Source organism: Plantactinospora sp. BC1 (assembly GCF_003030345.1).
Lineage (GTDB): Bacteria > Actinomycetota > Actinomycetes > Mycobacteriales > Micromonosporaceae > Plantactinospora.
In genome coordinates this window covers 1,439,814-1,461,204 of sequence record NZ_CP028158.1, presented here as the reverse complement: position 1 = coordinate 1,461,204, position 21,391 = coordinate 1,439,814, and the positions used below count along the sequence as shown (strand labels likewise).

22 protein-coding genes are annotated in these 21,391 nt (G+C 71.1%); 11 read left to right on the top strand and 11 right to left on the bottom strand.

Going from position 1 to position 21,391, the window contains the following annotated elements; genetic code table 11:
• Positions 1 to 30: 30 nt before the first annotated feature.
• From C6361_RS06130 to C6361_RS06105, 6 genes are all read left to right on the top strand, one after another.
• On the top strand, positions 31 to 1,041 hold the full coding sequence (locus C6361_RS06130; RefSeq protein ID WP_159079205.1) for a hypothetical protein: 1,011 nt from the start codon (positions 31 to 33) through the stop codon (positions 1,039 to 1,041).
• 423 nt (positions 1,042 to 1,464) lie between these two features.
• Positions 1,465 to 1,827 carry a metalloregulator ArsR/SmtB family transcription factor gene (locus tag C6361_RS06125; RefSeq protein ID WP_107256216.1) on the top strand — a complete coding sequence of 121 codons (363 nt, stop codon included), beginning with the start codon at positions 1,465 to 1,467 and terminating at the stop codon, positions 1,825 to 1,827.
• The gene (locus tag C6361_RS06120) at positions 1,824 to 2,303 is read left to right on the top strand and encodes an SRPBCC family protein (RefSeq protein WP_107267067.1); all 480 of its coding nucleotides are present in this window, start codon (positions 1,824 to 1,826) and stop codon (positions 2,301 to 2,303) included. The genes C6361_RS06125 and C6361_RS06120 overlap by 4 nt, the downstream gene beginning before the upstream one ends.
• A 138-nt stretch (positions 2,304 to 2,441) precedes the next feature.
• Positions 2,442 to 2,699: a transposase gene (locus C6361_RS39155; RefSeq protein ID WP_107267066.1), complete on the top strand. Its 258-nt coding sequence runs from the start codon at positions 2,442 to 2,444 to the stop codon at positions 2,697 to 2,699.
• Positions 2,700 to 2,800: 101 nt separating this feature from the next.
• Positions 2,801 to 3,475, top strand: coding sequence for a response regulator transcription factor (locus tag C6361_RS06110; protein WP_304598409.1), 675 nt, complete (start codon positions 2,801 to 2,803; stop codon positions 3,473 to 3,475).
• Positions 3,472 to 4,923 carry a HAMP domain-containing sensor histidine kinase gene (locus tag C6361_RS06105; RefSeq protein ID WP_107267065.1) on the top strand — a complete coding sequence of 484 codons (1,452 nt, stop codon included), beginning with the start codon at positions 3,472 to 3,474 and terminating at the stop codon, positions 4,921 to 4,923. Before C6361_RS06110 ends, C6361_RS06105 begins: the two co-directional genes overlap by 4 nt.
• A gap of 207 nt (positions 4,924 to 5,130) precedes the next feature.
• Here the strand turns inward: C6361_RS06105 and C6361_RS06100 are convergent, their stop codons facing one another.
• A complete protein-coding gene (locus C6361_RS06100) occupies positions 5,131 to 7,278 on the bottom strand; it encodes an MMPL family transporter (protein WP_107267064.1) in 2,148 nt (715 codons plus the stop codon).
• A gap of 344 nt (positions 7,279 to 7,622) precedes the next feature.
• Between C6361_RS06100 and C6361_RS06095 the strand changes: the two genes are divergently transcribed.
• Complete coding sequence (locus C6361_RS06095) at positions 7,623 to 8,828, top strand: monooxygenase (protein ID WP_234359358.1); 1,206 nt, start codon at positions 7,623 to 7,625, stop codon at positions 8,826 to 8,828.
• 291 nt (positions 8,829 to 9,119) lie between these two features.
• On the opposite strand, the gene C6361_RS06090 is transcribed toward C6361_RS06095, so the two are convergent.
• A complete protein-coding gene (locus C6361_RS06090; protein ID WP_107267063.1) occupies positions 9,120 to 9,785 on the bottom strand; it encodes a response regulator transcription factor in 666 nt (221 codons plus the stop codon).
• Between the two features lie 783 nt (positions 9,786 to 10,568).
• Between C6361_RS06090 and C6361_RS06080 the strand changes: the two genes are divergently transcribed.
• Together C6361_RS06080 and C6361_RS06075 are read left to right on the top strand one after the other, a co-directional pair.
• Positions 10,569 to 11,717 carry a glutamate--cysteine ligase gene (locus C6361_RS06080; protein WP_107267061.1) on the top strand — a complete coding sequence of 383 codons (1,149 nt, stop codon included), beginning with the start codon at positions 10,569 to 10,571 and terminating at the stop codon, positions 11,715 to 11,717.
• Between the two features lie 49 nt (positions 11,718 to 11,766).
• On the top strand, positions 11,767 to 12,678 hold the full coding sequence (locus C6361_RS06075) for an iron-containing redox enzyme family protein (protein WP_234359357.1): 912 nt from the start codon (positions 11,767 to 11,769) through the stop codon (positions 12,676 to 12,678).
• A gap of 24 nt (positions 12,679 to 12,702) precedes the next feature.
• Here C6361_RS06075 and C6361_RS06070 read toward each other — a convergent pair whose 3' ends face one another.
• The 6 genes from C6361_RS06070 to C6361_RS06050 form a co-directional block, all read right to left on the bottom strand.
• Entirely contained in the window at positions 12,703 to 12,945 is a 243-nt protein-coding gene (locus C6361_RS06070) for a CDGSH iron-sulfur domain-containing protein (protein WP_107267059.1), read from the bottom strand.
• On the bottom strand, positions 12,929 to 13,651 hold the full coding sequence (locus C6361_RS06065; protein ID WP_107267058.1) for a methyltransferase: 723 nt from the start codon (positions 13,649 to 13,651) through the stop codon (positions 12,929 to 12,931). The genes C6361_RS06070 and C6361_RS06065 overlap by 17 nt, the downstream gene beginning before the upstream one ends.
• 215 nt (positions 13,652 to 13,866) lie before the next feature.
• Entirely contained in the window at positions 13,867 to 14,664 is a 798-nt protein-coding gene (locus C6361_RS06060) for a hypothetical protein (protein ID WP_159079203.1), read from the bottom strand.
• Between the two features lie 502 nt (positions 14,665 to 15,166).
• Positions 15,167 to 15,622, bottom strand: coding sequence for a DUF6069 family protein (locus C6361_RS37520; protein WP_199853265.1), 456 nt, complete (start codon positions 15,620 to 15,622; stop codon positions 15,167 to 15,169).
• Positions 15,619 to 15,915, bottom strand: a complete 297-nt coding sequence (locus C6361_RS37515; protein WP_199853264.1) for a hypothetical protein — start codon at positions 15,913 to 15,915, stop codon at positions 15,619 to 15,621. The genes C6361_RS37520 and C6361_RS37515 overlap by 4 nt, the downstream gene beginning before the upstream one ends.
• 5 nt (positions 15,916 to 15,920) lie before the next feature.
• Entirely contained in the window at positions 15,921 to 16,922 is a 1,002-nt protein-coding gene (locus C6361_RS06050; RefSeq protein WP_369931361.1) for an RNA polymerase subunit sigma-70, read from the bottom strand.
• A 130-nt stretch (positions 16,923 to 17,052) separates the two neighbouring features.
• Between C6361_RS06050 and C6361_RS06045 the strand changes: the two genes are divergently transcribed.
• Both C6361_RS06045 and C6361_RS06040 read left to right on the top strand, forming a co-directional pair.
• Entirely contained in the window at positions 17,053 to 17,400 is a 348-nt protein-coding gene (locus tag C6361_RS06045; RefSeq protein ID WP_107267055.1) for a PadR family transcriptional regulator, read from the top strand.
• Positions 17,401 to 17,408: 8 nt separating this feature from the next.
• On the top strand, positions 17,409 to 18,371 hold the full coding sequence (locus tag C6361_RS06040; RefSeq protein ID WP_159079202.1) for a hypothetical protein: 963 nt from the start codon (positions 17,409 to 17,411) through the stop codon (positions 18,369 to 18,371).
• 14 nt (positions 18,372 to 18,385) lie between these two features.
• On the opposite strand, the gene C6361_RS36880 is transcribed toward C6361_RS06040, so the two are convergent.
• From C6361_RS36880 to C6361_RS06030, 3 genes are read right to left on the bottom strand one after another with little or no spacing between them, the layout of a single operon-like run.
• Complete coding sequence (locus tag C6361_RS36880; protein WP_159079201.1) at positions 18,386 to 18,544, bottom strand: hypothetical protein; 159 nt, start codon at positions 18,542 to 18,544, stop codon at positions 18,386 to 18,388.
• A gap of 6 nt (positions 18,545 to 18,550) precedes the next feature.
• Complete coding sequence (locus C6361_RS06035) at positions 18,551 to 20,701, bottom strand: acyltransferase family protein (RefSeq protein ID WP_159079200.1); 2,151 nt, start codon at positions 20,699 to 20,701, stop codon at positions 18,551 to 18,553.
• A 33-nt stretch (positions 20,702 to 20,734) separates the two neighbouring features.
• Entirely contained in the window at positions 20,735 to 21,256 is a 522-nt protein-coding gene (locus C6361_RS06030) for a GNAT family N-acetyltransferase (RefSeq protein ID WP_234359356.1), read from the bottom strand.
• Positions 21,257 to 21,391: the final 135 nt, after the last annotated feature.

Genomic DNA, 21,391 nt, shown 5'->3' with positions numbered 1-21,391 from the left:
AGCGCCCCTTACGGGTGATACAAGATCGTGATGCGTACGCTGCATGGCCGCCGGACAGCCGAACTCCCACCATTGAGCGCAGGGGAAGACCTCGTCGCGCTGAACGCAACCGTCGCGGGCCGATTGATCGCCGTTTCGGAATACTGTGGTCGACGCAACCGGCTGCGGGACGTGCGGGTGCGAATCCACCTCCACGACGCCGGGCACGGCTGGCGCCAAGTGTCGTTGAGCGGCGTGACGATAGCGCCATCCCGGGTGGACCTGCTGCCCGGCGGAGAGTTCCTGCTGGTCCAGCCCCGTTGCATCCGCCAGCGACATGAAACCGCTCACGACAACGCGCAGGTCTTCGACACCTCCGGCCAGCCCGTACGGTCGTTCCGGCTCGGCGACGGCATCAGCCACCTCGCCGTCGACGAGCCGGGCACCATCTGGGTCGGCTACTTCGACGAGGGCGTCTACGGCGGCGACCCGCTCAGCGCCGCCGGCGTCGCACGCTTCGACGAGTACGGCCGGCGGCTGTGGTCGTACTGGCCGCCACCGGGATTCGACCACATCGCCGACTGCTACGCCCTCAACGTCGACGCCCGTACCACCTGGGCCTGCTACTACACCGGATTCCCACTCGTCCGGATCACCGACACCGAGGTCCGGCCCTTCCGACCGGGCCCAGTCCGCGGCGCGAGAGCCGTACTGGTCTACGACGACGAGGCCGTCTTCATCGGCGAATACGGAAACCCGTACCGCCTGACCGAATGCCGCCTACTCGACGACACCATCGTTGGACACGACCCAGTCGTCCTCACCGATCCCACCGGCCTCCCGCTGGAGAAGTTCCACCTGGTCGGCACCCGCGGAAGCCACCTCACCGTACGAACCGCCCGCCACATTTTCGAGGCCGACCTCGCCGACCACGCCCCAACCGACCGACCCGCCGGCCCGCAATGGCTGGACAGTGACCAACAGGAAACCAAGGTTCGCCCGAGAACAGCCGACTCTCATCGCGCTAACCTCCTGACCGGAGTCGTTGACCCGCTTGGGTGAGGTCACCCTTCAAGCCCGTCGTCAACGCCGGGACACTCCAACCCTGCCGTGACCAGCGCAACCAGGTTGGAAAAGGCTCAAGGATGGGCGTTGTTCCTGCTGTGCCCGTGCGCGTTCTTTGTGTCTGCGTTCCTCGCCGCGACCGTGATCCTTTGGTTCCAGACCCGGCCGGGTGGCCGGTAGCTGAGTCGGCGGTCGAGAGCCGCGCCGACGTGTGTACCTGGCGCCCGCTCCGGGTTGTCGGGCTTCCGGCCCGATCCAGAGCCCGTAGTTCGGCAGGTCCAGGTGTCGCTTGACGAGGTCGCTCGTCAAGCCCGATGGCGCCCCGAACCGCGGCAGGTCAGTGCATCCGAGCATGACTCGGTGAGCCGGTCAGCGAATGCACCGTTGCGTAAAGCGTAACCTGTTGGTTACGCTTTCGGCGTGGACGAGGTGGCGGCGGCGATCGCCGATCCGGTACGGCGGGAGATCCTGCTGATGCTGCGCGACGAACCGCTCTCGGCCGGGCAGATCGCCGACCGGTTCGTCATCAGCAGGCCGGCGGTCAGCCGTCACCTGCGCGTGTTGCGCGAGGCGGGCCTGGTGCGCGATACGGCGGAGGGACGTCGGCGCGTCTACACGCTGGTCACCGCGCCGCTCGACGAACTGACCGGATGGCTGGGACGGCTGATGCGCCCGTCCGGCTGGCAACACCGCCTCGACGCGCTGGAGACCGAGGTCTACCGCACCCGCCGCGAGCGGCACACCGCCGCCGGGCGACACCCATCCCAGAAGGAGATCGCATGAGCCCGACACCCACCGGCCGGCTGTTCGGCCAGGACCTCGTGCTGACCCGTACGTTCCGCGCTCCGTTGGCTGACGTCTGGGCGAGCCTCACTGACTCGGCGCGTACGGAACGCTGGTTCGGCCCGTGGCAGGGCGAGGCGGCGCCGGGACGCACGATAAAGGTCCAGCTGGTGCACGAGGAGGGCAAACCCTGGATGGACATGACCATCGACGCGTGCGAGCCGCAACGTCGGCTGGCCGTTTCCGCCGTGGACGAGCACGGCAGTTGGCATCTGGACATGGTGCTGGCCGAAAATGCGGGCGTGACCGAGCTGCGGTTCACGCAGCACCTGACCGAGACCGAGGGCGTCGGCGAGGTCGGCCCGGGCTGGGAGTACTACCTGGACGCGTTGGTAGCCTCGCACGACGGCCGGCCGGCGCCGAACTTCGATGACTACTACCCGGCGATGAAAGAGCACTTCGAAGCGCAGCGGTGAACGAACCGCACCCAGCCCGCCCCCGGGGCCGGGCGAAGTCGCGTTCCGGAGTCGGTAGAGACCCCGAACCTCGGACCCCTGCCGGGATTCAGGTCGCTCGGGTGAGTTCGGCGAACGCTGCGGTGACCCGGGGCGCCGCTGGCGTTTGCTGTCCGACTTGAGATCGTCCGCAGACTGGCCGACCGGCGCGGCTTCGCCGTGAATCCGCGCCGCTGGGTCGTCGAGCGGACCCTGGCCTCGCTGACCGCCTGCCGCCGGCTCGCTCGTGACTACGAACGAGTGCCCGAAGTGTCCGAGGCGATCATCCGGTGGGCGGCGATCGTGGGCATGGCCCGCCGGATCACCCGCGGCGAACCGGCCCGCTGGCGGACCTGCCGAACATTCAACCGGACCTGATCACCACCCCTCTCGAACACGTTCTAATCCTGGCCTCAGGTTGATCGGGCAGGATGAGCGGAAAAGCATCGACTGGAGAGGGGCGGGCCGGCGTGCGAATCATGATCGCGGATGACGAGGCGGCCATCCGTGAGTCGCTGGAGCGGGTGCTCCAGGTCGAGGGTTACGACACCAGCACCGTCGCCAACGGTCTCGCCGTGCTCGACGGGGTCGGTGGTGACGCGCCGGATCTGCTGATCCTCGACGTGATGATGCCCCGCCTCGGCGGGTTGGAGACCTGCCGGCGGTTGCGGGCGGCGGGTCGGGATCTGCCGGTGCTCATGCTGACCGCCCGGGATCAGGTCTCCGACCGGGTCGCGGGGCTGGACGCGGGCGCCGACGACTATCTGCCCAAGCCGTTCGCCACCGAGGAGTTGCTGGCCCGGGTCCGGGCTCTGCTGCGCCGCCGCGCGCCGGGCGACGACGAGTCGCAACTCCTGACGTTCGCCGACGTCCGGCTGGATCCCGACAGGTTCGAGGCGTGGCGGGGTGGGCGGCCGCTGCACCTGACCCGGACCGAGTTCTCCCTGCTGCAGGTCCTGATGCGCAACGCGACCCGGGTGTTGACCCGTGACGCGCTGTTCGAGGCGATCTGGGGCTTCGACATGAGCACCACCGCCAACAACCTCCAGGTGTATGTGAGCTACCTGCGCCGCAAGATGGAGGCCGAGGGTGAGCCGCGATTGATCTACACGCTGCGCGGCTTGGGGTACACGTTGCGGGAGACTCCTCCGTGAGCAGGCCCGCCGGCTGGCAGCCTCGCCGGCTGACCCGATGGTGGCGCCGGCGGTCCCTGCGGACCAGGTTGACGGTGATCGCGGCGACGGCCATCGCGGTCAGCGTGTTCGTGGCCTTCCAGGTGGCCAGCGAGCTACTGGACTGGGAGCTGCAGGACAGCGCGGAGGATCAGCTGCGCGCCGACTCCCGGGTCCTGGCGACGGACGCGGAGCGCGCCGGTTTGGCGCAGGTCCAGCTACCGCCGTATCCCGGATCCGGTCGGCTGGTGCGGGTCATCCTGCCCGACGGCTCGACCCGGACGCCGGTCGGCCAACCCGCGCTGCCTCCGGTCAGCGAGGACGCCGGGCGCGTGGCGCAGGGCGCGTTGGCCGACCTGATGGAGTCGAACGACAGCGACGACGAGGGCTACGTCGTCTACACGCTGCGGGCGGGCGACGGCGCGGTCCAGGTGGCCCGCGTCACCGACGACAGCCCGATCAACCAGTTCGGGTTTGGCATGCTGCTGATCGGGCTGCTCTGCGTGGCCGGGGGCGCCCTGGTCGGGCGGACCGTGGCGCGGGCCGGGCTGGCACCGATCGACCGGCTGACCGCCGCCGCGGTACGTGTCGCGCACACCCGGGAGCTCGACGCCGACATCCCGGATGAGGGCGGTGGGGAGATCCGGCGGCTGATCCAGTCGATCAACGACATGCTCGCCGCGCTCCGGGACTCCCGGCGGGCCCAGCGGCTGCTCGCCGAGGACGCCGCCCACGAGCTCAAGACCCCGCTCACCAGCCTGCGCCTCAACGTCGAGCTGCTGATCCGGCTCGATCGGCGCGGCACCCTGGACAGCGCCCTGCCGGCGGAGAGCCGGACCCGGCTGCTCGACGATCTCGGCGCCCAGGTGGCCGAGTTGAGCACCCTTGCCGCCGAGCTGACCGACCTGGCGCGCGGTGACGTCAGCGACGAGAGCGCGGAGCTGCTCGACCTCGCCGACGTGGTGGTGGCCGCCGCGACCCGGGCGCGTTCCCGCGTGCCCGACATCGAGGTCGCGCTCGACGTGACCTCCGTGTGGGTGAGCGGGCGGCCCGCTGCGCTCCAGCGGGCGGTGCTCAACCTCCTCGACAACGCCGGCAAGTGGTCTCCCGCGGGCCAGCCGGTCCAGGTCCGGCTCCGCGCCGAGGGCGCGTCGGCGGTGCTCGACGTCGACGACGCCGGGCCGGGCATCGACGCCGCCGACGTGCCGCGGGTGTTCGACCGGTTCTACCGTGCCGACAGCGCCCGGGCGTTGCCGGGATCCGGTCTGGGGCTGTCGATCGTGCAGCGGGTCGTCGACGCCCACGGCGGCCGGGTCGCCGTCGCCCGGTCCGCACGCGGTGGCGCGCTGCTTCGGGTCGACCTTCCGGCCGCGGCCCCGCCCGCCCCGATCGCGCGGCTCACCGCCGGGGAGGACACCGCGCTGCGCTGACCTGCCCCGGCGGCGTGGCGCAGGACAAGGGACGGCGGCCCTCGGGCATCGGCCCCGCGCGGTTCACCGTCGGGGCAGGAGACCGCGATGCGCCGACCCCAGCCCCGGCCGCACGGCGCAGGACCAAAGGGCGGCGAGTGCCGGACCCAGGAAAAGATCCGGGACGGGTCTCGGTCCCCGTCCCGGATCTCGTCCGTGCCGCCGCGCTCAGCGTTGCAGCGCGAGCTCCTCGTCGTCCACGAGCGGCCGTTGACCGTCCGGCGGCTGCACCGGTCGGGACAGCCGGCTCGGCCACCACATCCGCCGGCCGATCAGCAGGGTGAGGGCGGGCACCAGGACCGACCGCACCAGCAGGGCGTCGAGCAGCACGCCGAAGGCGACCAGGAACCCGACCTCGATCAGCATCACCAGCGGAAGTGTGGCGAGGACCGCGAACGTGGCCGCCAGGACCAGGCCCGCCGAGGTGATGACGCCACCGGTGGCCGAGAGGGCTTTGAGCATGCCGTCTCTGGTGCCGAGACGTACGGTCTCCTCCCGGGCCCGGCTGGCCAGGAAGATGTTGTAGTCGACGCCGAGCGCCACCAGGAACAGGAATGCCAGCAGCGGCACCGAATAGTCGATGCCCTTGAACCCGAGGATCGTGTCGAAGACGAACACGCTGCCGCCGAAGGCTGCGGCGAATGAGACGATCACGGTTGCCATCAGGACCAGCGGGGCCACGATCGCTCGGAGCAGCAGCCCGAGGACGATCAAGACGACGGTGAGCACCAGCGGGATCACCAGCTTCTCGTCGCGGCTGGTGGTTATCTCGGTGTCGAGGTTCTCCGCGCTCGGCCCGCCGACGATCGCCTCCGCCCCGCTCACCGCGTGCACGGCGGCGCGCACCCGGTTGATCGTGTCGTACTCCGCGGTGGAGTCCGGCGCGTCCGTCGGGAACACGGAGATGTCGGCCCAGCCACCGCTGGTCTGGCCCGGGATGGCCTCTGCCACACCGCGGGTGCCCTCGACGATGTCGAGCACCTGCTCCTGGTACGCCGGCCGCGTAAAGATCGTCATCGGCTGGCCGCCGAGCTCCGGGAAGTGCTGGCGGAGAACGGTGAAGCCGGTGACCGATTCCGGCGGGGACAGGAACTGGTCCTGCTCCCGCAGGGCGCCGGTGTTGCCCGCCAGCCCGATGGCGAGAACACCCATAATTCCGAGCGAGCTGAGCGTGGCCACCCACCGGCGGCGGCTGATGGCGGTGCCGAGCCGTCCCCACAGCCCCGGCTTCTCCTCCACTGACGTGCTGAACCGGGGGATGGCCGGCCAGAAGATCCGCCTACCGAGCACCACGAGTACCGCCGGGAACAGCGTCAGCATGGCGATCAGCGCGCACAGGATGCCGGCCGCACCGATCGGGCCCAACCCGCTGGTGCTGTTCAAGTCCGCGACGAGCAGGCAGAGCAGGCCGGCGACCACGGTGGCCGCGGATGCGACGATGGCCGGCGCCGCGCCGCGTAGCGCGTGGACCATCGCAACCCGGACGTTCTCGTGGTGGTGCAGTGCCTCCCGGTACCGGGCGATGAGCAACAGCGCGTAGTCCGTGCCGACGCCGAACACCAGGATCGTCAGCAGCGCCGAGTTCTGGTCGTTGACCACGATGCCGAAGCCCTTGACGAGCAGGTAGACGGTCGCCATCGCAGTCAGCGCGGCCGCGCCCACGACCAGCAGCGGGATCAACCACAACACCGGGCTGCGGTAGGTAAGAATGAGCAGGAGCGTGACGACGACGACGGTGGTGAGGAACACCTGCAGGTCGATGCCGTCGAAGACGGCGTCCATGTCGCCGTCGACCGCGGCCGGGCCGGTGACGTCGAGTTCCAGGCCGGCGGGGCGGTCCTTCGCGGCCTCACGCAACGGGCCGACGATGGCCTCCGGTCCGCCGTAGGTCGTGTCCACATCGAGGGCGAACATCATCGCCTTGCCGTCGGAGGAGAGTCTCGTCGGTGAGTCCTCGTCGTCCTCGCCGGCCGCCGCCGTCGCCGTCGGCGGGTACCGCTTGACAAGGGTGTTGTAGTGGCGCTCGACCGTCGCGCGGTCGGCGTCGGTCATCCCGTCGGCGCGGTGGTACACGAAAACGAACGTGTTGTCCTCACCGCCGGGCAGACTGTCCTCCAGCGCCGCCACCTTGGTGGACTCGGCACTGGCCGGCAGCGTGTCCACGGCTCTGTCGGTGGTGACCGAGCTCAACTTCCCGCTCAGCGGCACCATGACCGCCGCCAGCGCCACCCACAACCCGATCACCAACCACGGCACCCACCGCCCTGCCAACCGACCGGCCGACGCTTCCCCGGACGGCGCTGCGTTGACTGCCATCACTAGCCTCCTACATACGGGTTACATCGCTTATCTGGTGCCGACTTCGTACCGAGCGAACCTGAGGCGACCGTTAAAACGGCACTCAGGCCGGTTGGCCGACCCAGGTGCCCAGATGACGTCGCGGACCTGGGCCGCAGTCACTTCGGCGACGTCGTCGGCCGGGCCGTCCATCGCCGACGCACTTTCGTGGGCGTGAATTCGGGCCCAGTTGCGACGGGCCTTGATTTTCGTGCGGGTGTCGAACGGCGCTCCGGAGAGCAGTACCGTGGTGCCACCTCCCGCCCGAAGATGACGACTGCGGTACGACGAAACAGGACGGAATCGGGCCTAGCGTTCAAGCCATGACGAAACCTGATAGCCCACTGTGGAGGTTCGGGGCGGCAACCACGGCGCTGGCGACGGCGTTCGCTGTCGCCGCCTGCGGGTCGGACGCCGACAACACTGCGGCGCCCGCTGCGGCCGGCTCGCACAGCGCGCACGCGGGCGGGTCGTCGGCTCCACCGCAGCCGCTGCGCGCCGGCGAGCGGTTCGTCGACCTGAAGATGGCCGAGGCCTACACGCCCGCGCCGCCGGAGGGCGGCGGCACGGACGAGTACCGGTGCCAGGTGATCGATCCGGGCCTGACCAAGGCGCAGTACCTGACCGGCACTCAATTCATGCCGGAGAACGTCGCCATCGCGCACCACGCCATCGTGTACGCGGTGCCGCCGGGCGGCGCTGCCGCGGTGCGCGAGCAGGACGCGAAGACCCCCGGCCTCGGCTGGCAGTGCTTCGGCGGGACCGGCGTGGACGGTGCCGAGGTAGAAGATGGGGACGCAGCGTGGGTGGACACCTGGGCGCCGGGTGCCACGGAGACGCTGCTCACCCACGACGCCGGCTACAAACTGGAGCCGGGCAGCCTGGTCATCCTCCAGATCCACTACAACCTGCTCGCGACCGATGGCAAGCCGGCCGGGTCGGACCGTTCGGCGGTGCGGCTGCGGCTGACGGACGGCACGCCACAGACCCGGGAACTCGTCACGTGGTCGCTCGACGCGCCGATCGACCTGCCCTGCGCCGCCGACGAGTCGGGGCCGCTCTGTGACCGGGCGGCCTCGATCGCGGACGTGACGAGGCGGTTCGGGCCGGAGGTCGGCGACATGGCGGACGATCAGCTGGAGGAGTGCGGCCAGAGCGCGCCGAAGCCTGGTGACACCCAGACCTGCGACCACAAGGTGCCGGCGCCGACGACACTCTTCGCCGGTTTCGGCCACATGCACCTGCTCGGGCGGGCCATAAAGGTAGAACTCAACCCGGGCACGCCAAACGCCAAGGTCGTGCTGGACGTGCCGCAGTTCGACTTCGACAACCAGCGGCTGATGACGCTGCCGTCGCCGGTGGAGATCGGTCCGGAGGACACGCTGCGGGTGACGTGTAGGCACGACGCGGGGCTGCGCAAGCGGCTGCCGCAGCTGAGCAAGCTGCCGCCGCGCTACGTGGTGTGGGGCGACGGCACCAGCGACGAGATGTGCATCGGCATCATGACGGTCTCCCCCCGCAAGTCCTGACGAAGCGTCGAACGTGTGTGAGCTCACTCTGAGGTCAACAAAGCTGAAGAAACAGCTCTGAGCTCACACACGTCCCGCACCGAGCTCACACGCGTGCGGGCGTCGTGGCGGTCGGACGGGCGGGCGGTGACGTGGGCGGCCGCACCCGGCCCCGGAAGCGGAGCGGTAGATCACGCGGAGCGGATCGGCCCGGAGCGGTGCGGCTCGGAACTACGGTCGCGCTCTGACGGAACTACGGTCGCGCTCTGACGGACCTACGGTTGCGCTCTGCCGGACGCGCGAGATCAAGCGCTAGATCGGCCGGGTGAGTCTCAGGTCGTAGGCGAGGATGACGGCCTGGATCCGGTCCCGTGCGCCGATCTTGGCGAGGACCCGCCCGACGTGGGTCTTCACTGTCGACTCCGACAGCGTGAACCGTTGCGCGATCTCGCCGTTGGTCAGGCCATGGCCGATGGCGACGAGGATCTCGCGTTCCCGGTCGGTCAGGGAGTCCAGCCGGGGGTCCTCCCACACCGGCCCGCAGAGGTCGTCGTCGAGCCGGTCGGCGAACGCGTCGAGCAGCCGCCGGGTCAGCGGCGGCGCGATCACCGCGTCTCCGGCGGCGACGGCCCGGATGCCGGCGAGCAGCTCCTCCGGGCGGGCGTCCTTGAGCAGGAAACCGCTCGCCCCGGCCCGCAGCGCGGCGAGCGCGTACCGGTCCACGTCGAACGTCGTCAGCACCAGGACCCGTGAACGTCCACCGGCGGCGACGATGCGCCGGGTGGCCTCGATCCCGTCGACGCCCGGCATGCGGATGTCCATCAGCACCACGTCGGGATGCAGCTCGGTGGTCCGCCGAACGGCCTCGGCGCCGTTCTCGGCCTCGCCGACGATCTCGGTGTCGGGGGTGCTCTCCAGCAGCATGCGGAACCCGAAGCGCTGCAGCGGCAGGGCGTCCGCCACGAGCACAGAGATCATGAAAGGCTGCCTTTCAGGGTTGCGTGTACGGTCCAGCCGCCGTCCCGTGCGGGGCCGGCGCCGACCGTGCCGCCATAGATCGTGGCGCGATCGGCCGTGCCGGCGAGGCCGAGACCGGCGTCGCCCGGCGATGCCTACTTCGTACCGAGCGAACCTGAGACGATTGTTAAGAACGGCGCTCAGCCCGGTTGGCCGCCGGCGCGGGTTCGTCGTCGGGCGGGCCGCTGTCGTGCACGACGATGTCGACCCGAGCCTGGCAGGAGTCGGCCGCAGACCCAGAGCGTCGGTGACGACGAATCGCCTGCGGTCATTGATCTTCTTGCCGGCGTCGTAGCCGCGACTGTCCCGGCCCACCGTGTCGGCCCCTTGACGGACCGGGAGTCGACAATCCCGGCCGACGGATCCGGGCTCCGTCCTTGCCGAACCCGGGCCCTGATCCGCAACGAGGCGAGCAGTTGCTCGGTGACGCCAGCCTCTTCCCACCGGCTGAAATACCGGTACACCGTCCGCCAGGGCGGTAGGTCGGCGAGCAGGTGACGCCACCACAGGACCGCAGCACGGCAGGACCGAGGGACGGCAGGACCACAGGACGGCAGGACCGCAGGACGGCAGAACCGCAGGACGAGACGAGACCGGACGGGGCGAACCCGTGCCCAGCGGCTCCTGCGGCCGCCGCCGGGGGCACCCGGACGTTGGCGAGCCCGAAGGATGGCCGGTCAGCTACCCGCCGGCCGGTCGTACCGAACGTTTGTCCAGGAAATCCGATGGGTACCACGCCGCGTTATGAGCGCGCTGACCATGGGTGTCGAGGAGGAGTTCCTGCTCGTCGACCCGGCGTGCGGGGCGACCCTGCCGGTCGCGGAGAAGGTCGTCGCCTGCGCCTCGGCTGCCGACCTGCCGGCCGGGGCGACCGTTCAGCGGGAGCTGCGAGACACCCAGGTCGAGGCGGCCACCGGTGTATGTGTGACCGCCGCCGAGCTGCGCGCGCATCTTACTGCGGGTCGCCGGGTGGTGGCCGCCGCCGCCCGCGACCACGGAGCGGTCGCGGTGGCCAGCGCCTCTCCGGTACTGGAGTCCGGTGGCCGGGTGCCATCGACCCTGGCCCGCTTCGTCGCCATCGACGACATGTACGGTGAGGTGACCCGCGATTACGAGGCGTGTGGCTGCCACGTACACGTCGGGGTGCCCGACCCGGACACGGCGGTCGCCGTGGTGAACCACCTCGCCCGCTGGCTGCCGACCCTCCTGGCGCTCTCGGTCAACTCGCCCTTCTACCAGGGCCGGGACACCGGCTACGGCAGCTGGCGAATCGTCCAGCAGTCGCGCTTCCCCGGCTCCGGACTGGCGCCGTACTTCCGGGATCACGCCGCCTTCCGGGCGGAGGTGGGCCGGCTCGTGGAGTGCGGCGCGTTGGCTGACGAGGCGCAGACGTTCTGGTTCGCCCGCCCGTCGCCCAAGCTGCCCACCGTGGAGATTCGGGTCGCCGACACCGCGGCCACCGTGCCGGAGGCGGTCCTGCACGCGATGCTGGGCCGGGCGCTGGTTCGGGTCGCGCTCGACGACCTTCGTCGCGGACGGGAGGCCGCGCCGGTGCCGGCGCAGATGGCCGCCGCCGCGGTGTGGAGCGCCGCCCGCTACGGGCTGGCCGGTCCCGGCGTCGATCTCGAACGGTCGCGGCGGGTGCCGGCCACCGAACTGGTGACCGCGCTGCTCGGCCATGTGCGGGACGCGCTCACGGAGACCGGAGACCTGCCGGAGGTACACGCACAGCTCGACCGGCTGCGGTCCGACGGCACGGGTGCCGAGCGCCAGCGTCGCGTCGCCGGGACGGGCGGCCTGCCGGCAGTGGTGACCGATCTGACGCTGCGGGATGAATCCGACGCTCCTGGGTATTCCGAAGCGGCCCAAGCCTCGGAGGAACCTCATGGCTAGCCACGCTCTCACGCTTCCCGCCACCCGCGGCCCGCTTTCGACGGCCGTCGTGCGTGCCCTGACCGACGGGGTCGCGCCCAGCCCCGTGGTGAACGGCGCCGACCCGTTCGGCGACGACCTCCAGCTCGCGCTGCACCTCTGCTACGAGTTGCACTACCGTGGTTTCGCCGATGTCGACCCGGAATGGGAATGGGATCCCGACCTGCTGCGACTGCGCGCCGAGCTGGAGGCGGTCTTCCTGGCCGCGTTGGCCGAGCAGGTCGAGGGCGGGTCCGACGTGACCGCCGCCCTGGAACCGCTGCTCGTCGAACCGGTGCCCGGCGCCGGTGTCAGCCACTTCCTGCGGGACAAGGGCGAATGGTGGCAGCTGCGCGAGTACTTCGTCGTGCGCTCCATCTACCACCACAAGGAGGCCGAGCCGCACGCCTGGGTCATCCCTCGCCTGGAGGGGCGGGCCAAGGCGGCCCTCGTCGCGGTCGAGTACGACGAGTTCGGCGCCGGCCGGGCCGAACGGATGCATTCCCGCCTCTTCGCCGACCTGCTCGCCGCCGCCGACCTCTCGCCCGACTACCTGGCCTACCTGAACCAGGCACCGGCGTGTGCCCTCGCCACCGTGAACATGATGTCGCTGTTCGGGCTGCACCGACGGTGGCGGGGCGCGCTGGCCGGTCACTTCACCGCCGCCGAGATCACCACCGGTCCCAGCGCCCAGCGGATGGACGAGGCGCTGGCCAGGGTCGGCGCCGACCCCGCCTGCCGGCTCTTCTACACCGAACACATCGAGGCCGACGCCGTACACGAGCAGGTCATGCGGCGCGACGTCCTCGGCGACCTGCTCGACCGCAAACCGGAGCTCGCGGCGGACGTGGTGTTCGGCATCCAGGCGACCACGCTGCTGGAGGACCGGCTCGGTGAGCACCTGCTCGGAAGCTGGCGGGCCGGCCGGTCCGCGCTACTCTGACGCCCGGTTGTCGGCGTCCCGGCGCTACTCGGACGACTGATTGTCGGCGTCCACCGTCTGGTTCTCGGTGTCCACCCGCACCCGGCGGCGGTGGCTGGTGTCGCACAACGGGTAGCGCTTGCTGCGGCGACACACACATACCGCCACCATGAACCGTTGCGAGCAGACTGTGGTGCCGTCCGGCAGAACCAACTCCACGGGCCCCTCGACCAGTACCGGCCCGCCGGGCACCACGACCACCCGACGCGGCTCAGGTGTGCTCGGCACGGATCACCACCAGGTCCTCGTGCCGCTGCCCACGCCGGATCAGACCGGCATCTTCCAGATAGCCGGCACGAGCCCGCATGACCGGGCCGAACGGCACCCGCCGCCGCGCCACGACCGACGTCCGTAGGCCACCCGCACGCAACATCTGGAGCGACCGCTCCACCCCGGAGACGTGCGAGTGCACCAGCAGCGCGAAGCCCGTGGCGGACAACAGCCCCGGTGCCGCCGTACAGAACAGGTCCAGCAGGGCACGCCCGTGCGGTCCGGCGTCCCAGGCCCGGTCGCGCCCGGTCGGCGCCGCCGCCGAGGGCGAGGGCACGTAGGGCGGGTTGGCGAGGACCACGTCGTACGGACCCTCCGTCGACGCCCGGCCCGACGTGGCAGAGACCGGCCCCAGGAGCGAGCCGCGCCGTGCCCGTACCGGTAGCCCACGCGCCCAGGCGTTGAAGCGTACGGACATGACGGCCCGCAGGGAGACATCCACCGCCGTCACCTCGCCCGCACCGAGTCGGGCCGCCACCACCGCCAGGGCTCCGCTACCCGTGTACATGTCCAGAACCCGCGCGCCGGGTGGGATCGGCGCGGCAGCCGCCGTCTCCGCCAGCAGTGCGGTGTCGGCCTGCGGGCGGTACACCCCGGGGAGCCGCAGCAGCGGGAAGTCGAGGTCAACCCCGGCTGGCCGTCCGGTGACCGTGGATACCGTCATGTGCCCCCCAAGAGCAGTCACGTGCCCGCTGCCCCCCAAGATCAGACAACGTGCCCGCCAACGTTCCCTGATCCCGGTACGCCAAACCCACGAGCCGGCCGTCGCCGCCGGCAGCGCAGGCACGACGTGGGGCGCGGACAGGGCCGACCTGGTGGCGCCGACGACCGGAACCACCATGTTCGGCCCTGCCACACCGGGGCGGCCCGTGCGCAGGATCAGCCAGGGCCGTACCGGCGGTTGAAGAGGGTGACGTCGCCCTCGACCAGGTCGGAGAGGCAGGTGGCGTTGTCGGGGCAGGCGTAGACCTGCACCCACACGGTGGCGCGGCCGCTCACGAACCTCTCCGGACCCCTCGCCTCGGCCGCCCACCGTCTGACCGTCCCGTCACAGGTGGGCGCGTCCAGACCGAAGATGTCGGAGACGCTGCGCCCGCCGACCCGCTGGAGCAGTTCGCCTTCCACCCGGGTGTAGTGGGTGGCGCGACACGTCACGGTGCCGGAGAGCCGGGCGAACCCGGTACGCGGATCGACCCAGCCGCTCGGGTCGAGGGTGACGCCGAGCACCGCCGGCCCGTCCAGCTCGAAGGTGAAGTCACCACCCGGGGGCGACCAGGGAAAGGCGCTCACCATCAGGTGGTACGTCGTCCCGGCCTCGGCGGACCAGGCGCCCCGGTTGGAGCCGCAGACGACCGGCGTCAGGGCGCCACGGGTGCCGGTGAAGACGCTCAGGAAGGCGCCGTACGGCTGCGCCGTGCCGGTGGCCACGTAGAGGCCGCTCCGGGTCGGGGTGAACCGGTACCAGACGGAGGAGACGACGCCGTTCGCACACGGCTCCGGGTCGTCCGCTGCCGTTGTCGCCTCCGCACTGGAAACGGTGTCGGTGAACGGTAGGGCCCCGCTGACCGGAATCGCGTTGTCGAAGTCGTCGTTGTCGGGCGGCGCCGCCAGCGCGGTGCCCGGCCAGCTGAGCAGCGTGACGGCGACGACGGCGGCGACAACTGTCGTTCGTTTCATGAAGGACCTCGTCTCTCTGCGCTTCCGCCTTGCTGGGTTGCTCGGACAGCGATGCCTCCTTGGACCGGTGCACTCGACGACCGCCCCGTTCCGGCGACCGACTTCGCAGCCGTACCGGGCGGTGCCGGTCGTTGGGCACACGGCCGACGGATCCGGCCCGGACCGTTGGCGCGGCCGCTGGGCACCCGCCGCCGGACGATGGCGCGCTGTGCGCCGTGAGCAGGGCGACCGGTGCACGGCGGTACCCGCAATTTTTCCGGCGGGGTCGGCTCGCGCCATCCTGGGTACCAGGGCCGGTCAAGCGGGTACGACCGCGAGGAACTCCGGCCCTCCAGCCGGGTCGCGACGCCGGGGGAGAGGACCGCGTCTCCGCGCGGCCCCCTCCCTCGGCGCGTCCTTCCACGGGTACCCGATGGAGCCCGCCCCCACCGGCGGGCAGCACGCCGCCGTCGGATACCTGCGGATCGGGCGCACGCCCGTGCGTCCCGCCCTTTCCCGTTCGTCAGTCGGCCAGCGTGCGGAGGGCCCGCGCCAGGCTGGGGATCATCACCGCCGCAGGGACGAGGTGTAGCCCGAGGAGGGCGGCGGTGGTGGCGGTGTTCGCGCCGGCGAGGAAGGGCGGAACCATCGAGATCGCGGTCAGCGACACCGCCGTCCAGACGAACCGCTCGGCGGGGCGAGCGCTCCACCGCAGCAGAGCGGCGGCAATGCCGATGCCCACCACCGAGAAGAAGCCGGTCACCACGGCGAACCCGGAGAGCGGGATCGTCTCGCCACCCTCGGGGATCTCGAAGTCGACGCCAGCGGCCCCGGCGAGCGCGGCGGCGAGGGTGGTGGCCACCACCGCCGCGAGCGTGGCAACGAGGCCGGTGCCGGCGAGCCTGCGGAGTCGGTGCGTGTGGCTGACCCGGCCCGATGCCGGGGCTGTGACGACGCGGGTGTCATCCATGCTGTTCATGTCGTTCCTCCATCATCCGGTAGGTGGCGTACGGGGTGTGTCGACTGGCACGTGACGGTCCTGTCCCTGGGGGTGACGACGCACAACCTCGCCGTGCGACGGCCGGGGTTGCGCAGGGCGCGGACGCCGGTGCCGCGGAGCCAGAACCCGGCGTCCGGTCCGAGGACCGGCCCGGGCTCGCCGTCGCGCAGCTCCAGTTGCACCCGTCCGCAGATGACGACGACGAAGGCGTCGTCCCACTGCGCCGCGACCACCGGGACACGCGCGCCGCCGCGCAGCGCGAGCGTCCACACGGCGACTACTCCGTGCCGTCCGCCGGCAGGCGCTCCGGCAGCCCGAGCCGCGGGAACTGGTCGTCGTGGAAGGTGATGATCTCGGTGATCGCCCCGCCGGTGACGCGCAGGACGTCGATCGTCAGCGGCAGGTACGCGCCATCCCGCTCCCGCCAGTGGTAGAAGGCGACGGCCGGCTGCCGGTTCACCGAGGTGGGGACGGCGCGCAGACCCGTCATGCCCTCGAAGCCGTCCTCGACCCAGTTGTTCAACACCGCGTCGCGGCCGACGTACAGGCCCGGGGTGGGCGGCATCGAGCAGCGGACGTCCTCGCGCAGCATCGCGGCGAGCCGGCCGATGTCCGTGGCCACGCTGGCCTCGGTGAAGCGGCGTACCAGCTCGCGGGTGCCGGCGTCCTCCTCGCCGCCGGTCCAGTCCTGCCGCTCGGCGGGCAGGTGCTCCCGCATGCCGGCGCGGGCCCGCTGCAAGGCGCTGTTCACGGAGTTGACGGAGTCCCCGAGGAGCTCCGCGACGTCCTTCGCCGGCCAGCCGAGCACGTCCCGCAGGATCAGCACGGCCCGTGGGCGGGGCGCGAGGTGCTGGACCGCCACCAGGTACGCCAGTTCGATCGTCTCGCGCGCGACGGCAAGGGTCTCCGGCTCGTCCGCGTCGGCCGCGGGCAGCTCGTCGAGCAGCCGGTCCGGGTAGGGCTGTAGCCACAGCACCTCGCCGCCGGTCGCCGGCTCCGGGCGGCACTTGGCGAGCAGGTCCAGGCAGGCGTTGGTGGCGATCCGGTACAGCCAGGCCCGGAACGTCGACCGCCCCTCGAAGGTCTCCCGCCGCCGCCAGGCGCGCAGGAACGTCTCCTGCACGGTGTCCTCGGCGTCCTCGAACGACCCGAGCATCCGATAGCAGTGCACGTGCAGCTCCCGCCGGTGCCGCTCCGCCAGCCCCGCGAACGCCGGTTCGTCGATCTCGCCCAGCCCGCTCACGCCCAGCTCCTCCAGCCGCGTGTCCGCACTCATCACGTCATCCTTCCGCTTGTCGTGTCTCGTCGTAGGTGTGACGGGTACGGGCCCGACAACTCATCACTCGGGCTGGGCACGCGCGCTGAGCGACATCCTTGCTATATATATCGTGAGGCGATATATATAGTGCATGGATATCAGCGAACAGACGTTCCTGATCCTCTCCGCCCTCGCCGACCAGCCCCGTCACGGCTACGCCGTCGTGACGGAGGTCGACGAGATGACCGGCGGCAGGATCCGGTTACGGGCTGGCACCCTCTACGGGGCCCTCGACCGCCTGGTCACCCAGGGGCTCATCGCCCCCGACCACGACGAGGTGGAGAAGGGCCGGCTACGCCGCTTCTACAGACTGACCGAAGCGGGGGCGGAGGCCCTCCGCGCCGAGAGCCGGCGGATGGCCAGCGCGGTCCGGCTCGCCGAGGAACGCCTCAACAAGCGGGCCGCCCGCAACGCCCCGAACCTCGGGACCGTCGGATGAACCCGAACATGAGCCCTCTGGAACGACGATATCGACGGCTGCTGCGCCTGCTGCCGGCCTCGCACCGCGCCGCCCGTGGCGAGGAACTGCTCGGGCTGCTGCTGGACCTCGATCACGGCCGCCAACACCCGAGCCGGCACGAGACCCTGAACATCATCGCCCTGGCCATCCGGCTGCGCCTCACCACGCCCGTCACCGCCGCCGCCCTCGGCACCGGACTCAGCGCCCTGCTCGTCGCCGCCGGCACCCAGCCCGCCGGTGACACCCTGGACCTGTTCACCGGTGCCGTCCTCGCCACCGACATGCCGGCCGTCATCTCCAGCTGGCCGGAGATAGTCGCTATCGGCCTGCTGCCCCTCGCACCGCTGATCGCCTGGCTGTGCGGCGCGACCCGGACCGCCCTCACCCTGCAGGCAATCATCCTGACGGCCACCGTCGGTTGGTTCGTCATCGGCCTGCTCGGCGGGGCCGGCATGGGCATCAACCCCGGCCAACAGCTCTTCGGGCACGCCGTACCGGTCCTGATCCTCGTCCTGCTCGTGATCGCCGACCGCGAGCGGTGGAGAGTACCCCGGCCGCGCCTGTTCTGGTGGGCCCTCGTCCCGCTCGGGATCCTCGCCTGGAAAGGCACCGGGGAATGGGGACGCCACGGCGTGTACGTTCCCGAGGCCGTCCCGACGATCCTCGGCATCCTCGCCGCCGCCGCCATCGCCGCGGCAGCCGCGGTGGCAGTCCGCCGCCACCGCCCCGCCGTCATCATCGGCGTCGGACTCACCGGCTTCGTCGCCGGATGGCTCATTCCCGACCCGCTGCTCTCCAACACGGCGATGCAGCACTTCAACCGCCAGCCGCTACCACTGGCCATCCTCATCACCGCGATCGCCGCCACCGTGGCCGGCCTCAGCCACCTCGACCGTCGCCACAACCCCGAGGCGCGGTCGCTGTCACCCGACGATCCCGTGACGGGCTGAACGCCAGCTCCGGCTCAGACGAGCGCCGACCGCAGCCTTCCGACCCGGCGGATCGCGTTGAGGAGCTGGACGACGGCCCGCCACCGCCCACCGCGTACGAGCTGACCCGGGCTCGGCGCCACCCCGCCCCGCACGCCGATCCCGGTGGCGTGCCGGCGACGACGCGGGCGCACCAGGGTTCACATCCCGAGGCGCGGGCCGATCCGTTCGTCCAGGACCCGCCACAGCAGCCGGGAGTAGGCGGCCGGCATGTGGTTGCCGTCCCGGAGTGTGACGACGTTGCCGATCAGGGCCGGGCAGACCGACGCCGTGCAGAACCACGGCGTCGGGTCGATGACGGTGACTCCGCGCTGCGTCGCGGCGGCGGCGATCATCGCGCGTCGTCGCGGCTCCAGTTGCGCGTCCCGTACCGGTGCGTGGCAGCGGCGCGCGTCGGTCAGGTGCCGGGCGAGGCAGTCCAGAACCGTCGCCGGCAACCAGGGTGTGTCGTTGATCAGCACAACCTCGCCGGCATGGGATCCGAGCTCCTCCAGGGTGCGGATCCAGCCGTCGGTCCAGACCTGGTCCCGGTCGGTGAAGGCGTCGACCGGTTCGCCGAAGGTGAAGTCGGTGGAGGAGGTGACCACCAGCGCCGGCCGCAGGTCGGCGATCCACTCCAGCATGTTCCGGCGCCACTCGACACACTCGTCGAACGGACGGTCGATGGAGTCGAGACGGAACCGTACCGAGGCCGCGCTGCAGAATCCCTTGACCATCACCACGAGGCGCCACCCGCGGGCGTGCGCGATCTCGTCCAGGGCGGGGAACCAGCTTCCCGCGTGCGAGTCGCCGAAGAGTACGACGGTCTGCCGCGCCGCCGGGTCGCCGTAGACACACGGGCGCGCCGGTGCGGTGTCGGTGATCTTCAGTACGACGCAGCCGTCCCGGAACACCGTGGGGGTGTCCGCCGTGACGTCGGGCAGGGCGGGGGAGAGGTTGGCTGGTACCGCGGTGGCCTCGGCGCTGGCGGCGACCAGCCGGACGAGTTCCTCCTCGGCGGAGCTGGCGGACGACAGCGTCGCCGCGGTGTCGACCGGTGCCCCTGGCCCCACCACCGTCGGCCGCAGCAGCAGCATCGGTAGCGCCACGGCGAGGACGAGCCCGGACGACGCCACGGCGAGCCCCAGCGTCCGCCGAGGCTTGGACTCCAGTCGGGGAAGGCGGCGGATCGGGTTCTCGACGAGGGCGTAGGTGATGGCGGCGGCGGCCAGCGCGGCGGCGGCGAGTCCGAGGTTCTGCCCGAGCGAGCCGGCGCCGCCGATGATGGCCGGCCCGAGGATCAGGAAGGGCCAGTGCCAGAGGTACCACGAGTACGAGAGTCGTCCGATCCACTGGAGCACCCCCGTCGAGAGGAGCCCGGCGGCTCCTCCGCCCGGCGCCGAGCAGCCTCCGGCGATCACCAGCGCCACACCGGTCACCGGCAGCAGCGCCGCGTACCCGGGGAACTGGGTCGAGGCGTCGAAGAGCAGCGCGGCTGCCGCGACGGCCGCCAGCCCCGCCCAGGTCATGACGGCGGCCACCCGGCCGGGAATTCCGGCCAGGGCGCCAGCGGTGAGGGCGACGAGGGCGCCGACCGCGAGTTCCCAGGCTCGGGCCGGGGTGACGAAGTACGCGTAACCAGGTGAGTGGATCGTGAGCCAGGCCCCGAAGGCGAAGGAGAGTACGGCGACCGCGCCGACACCGATCAGCAGCGGCAGGCCGTTGCCGGGGCGACCGGTGCCCCGACCGCGGTTGCCCCGCCGGCCGAGGCGCCAGGCGAAGAGCGCGATGAGCAGGAGCGGCCAGACGAGGTAGAACTGTTCCTCCACCGCCAGCGACCAGAAGTGCTCCAGGGGAGACTCCCGCCGCATCGCGTCGAGATAGTCCACGTTGTTCATGGCGAGGAGAAAGTTGAGGCTGTAGGTGGCGCTCGCGGCCGCCTGTTTGGCGATCCACTGCGTCTGGAGCGGCAGCCACAGCCAGGAGGCGACCAGTGTGACGAGGAGGGTGAGCACGGCGGCGGGCAGCAGCCGCCGGGCGCGCCGGGCGTAGAAGGCCGGGAGGGAGATGGAGCCGCTGGTGGCGAACTCGCGTAACAACACGGTGGTGACGACGAAACCGGAGATGACGTAGAAGACGTCGACGCCGACGTAGCCGCCACCGACGAGGGGTACCCGGGCGTGGTAGAGCACGACGAGCAGTACCGCGACCGCCCGCAGCCCTTCGATGTCCCGCCGGAATCCGCCGTTGCGACTCGGGTGCCCGGCGGGCGGGCGAGTCGCGGCGGCCGGCAGAGCGGCATGAACCGCCACGGCACCCTCCAAACCCTCAAGATCTGGATAGTTCTACCATCCGGAATGGGGCGAACGGGCCTTTACGGAACAATCAGCCGGAGTTCTTCCGGGGTCGAGGTCACGGCAGTGTCGGCGGCGGCCCATGGACCACCCCGGAGCCAAGCTGAGGTGATCACGAGACGCTCGGCTCCCAGAGCAGCATTGGCGGTGCTGGTTGAAGCCGTTGCGCAGGTAGAAGTCGACCGCGCGGCGTCCGGAGTGGACGGTCACGTGCAGCAGCCCCCGCGTGCGGGCCTCGGTCAGGATCGCGGCCATCAGCGCGGCGCCGACGCCGCGGTTGCGGTACTCCGCACGCACCTCGACCGACTGGATGTCGCCGTACCACCGCTCCGGCGACTCGTTGCTCGGCACCCGTTCCGCGACGAGGAGCCAGGCCGCGCCGACCACGTACCCGTCGATCTCCGCGACGAACGGCAGGTGGGTCTCCGCGTGGGCGGCAACCCATTCGGCGTACCCGCCGAGCCTGTCCCCGTCGATGCCGCGCAGTTCCGCGAGCACCGCCACGTCCGCCACGCTGGCCCTCCGCACGATCACCCGGCGGAGCCTAGGCGAGCCCGACACCGGCGCCCCGCCCGCCCCCGGGGACTCCATGCTCTGCCCGGAGAGGCGGCGAGACGACGATTTGGATATTGCCAGAAGTCGATGTAC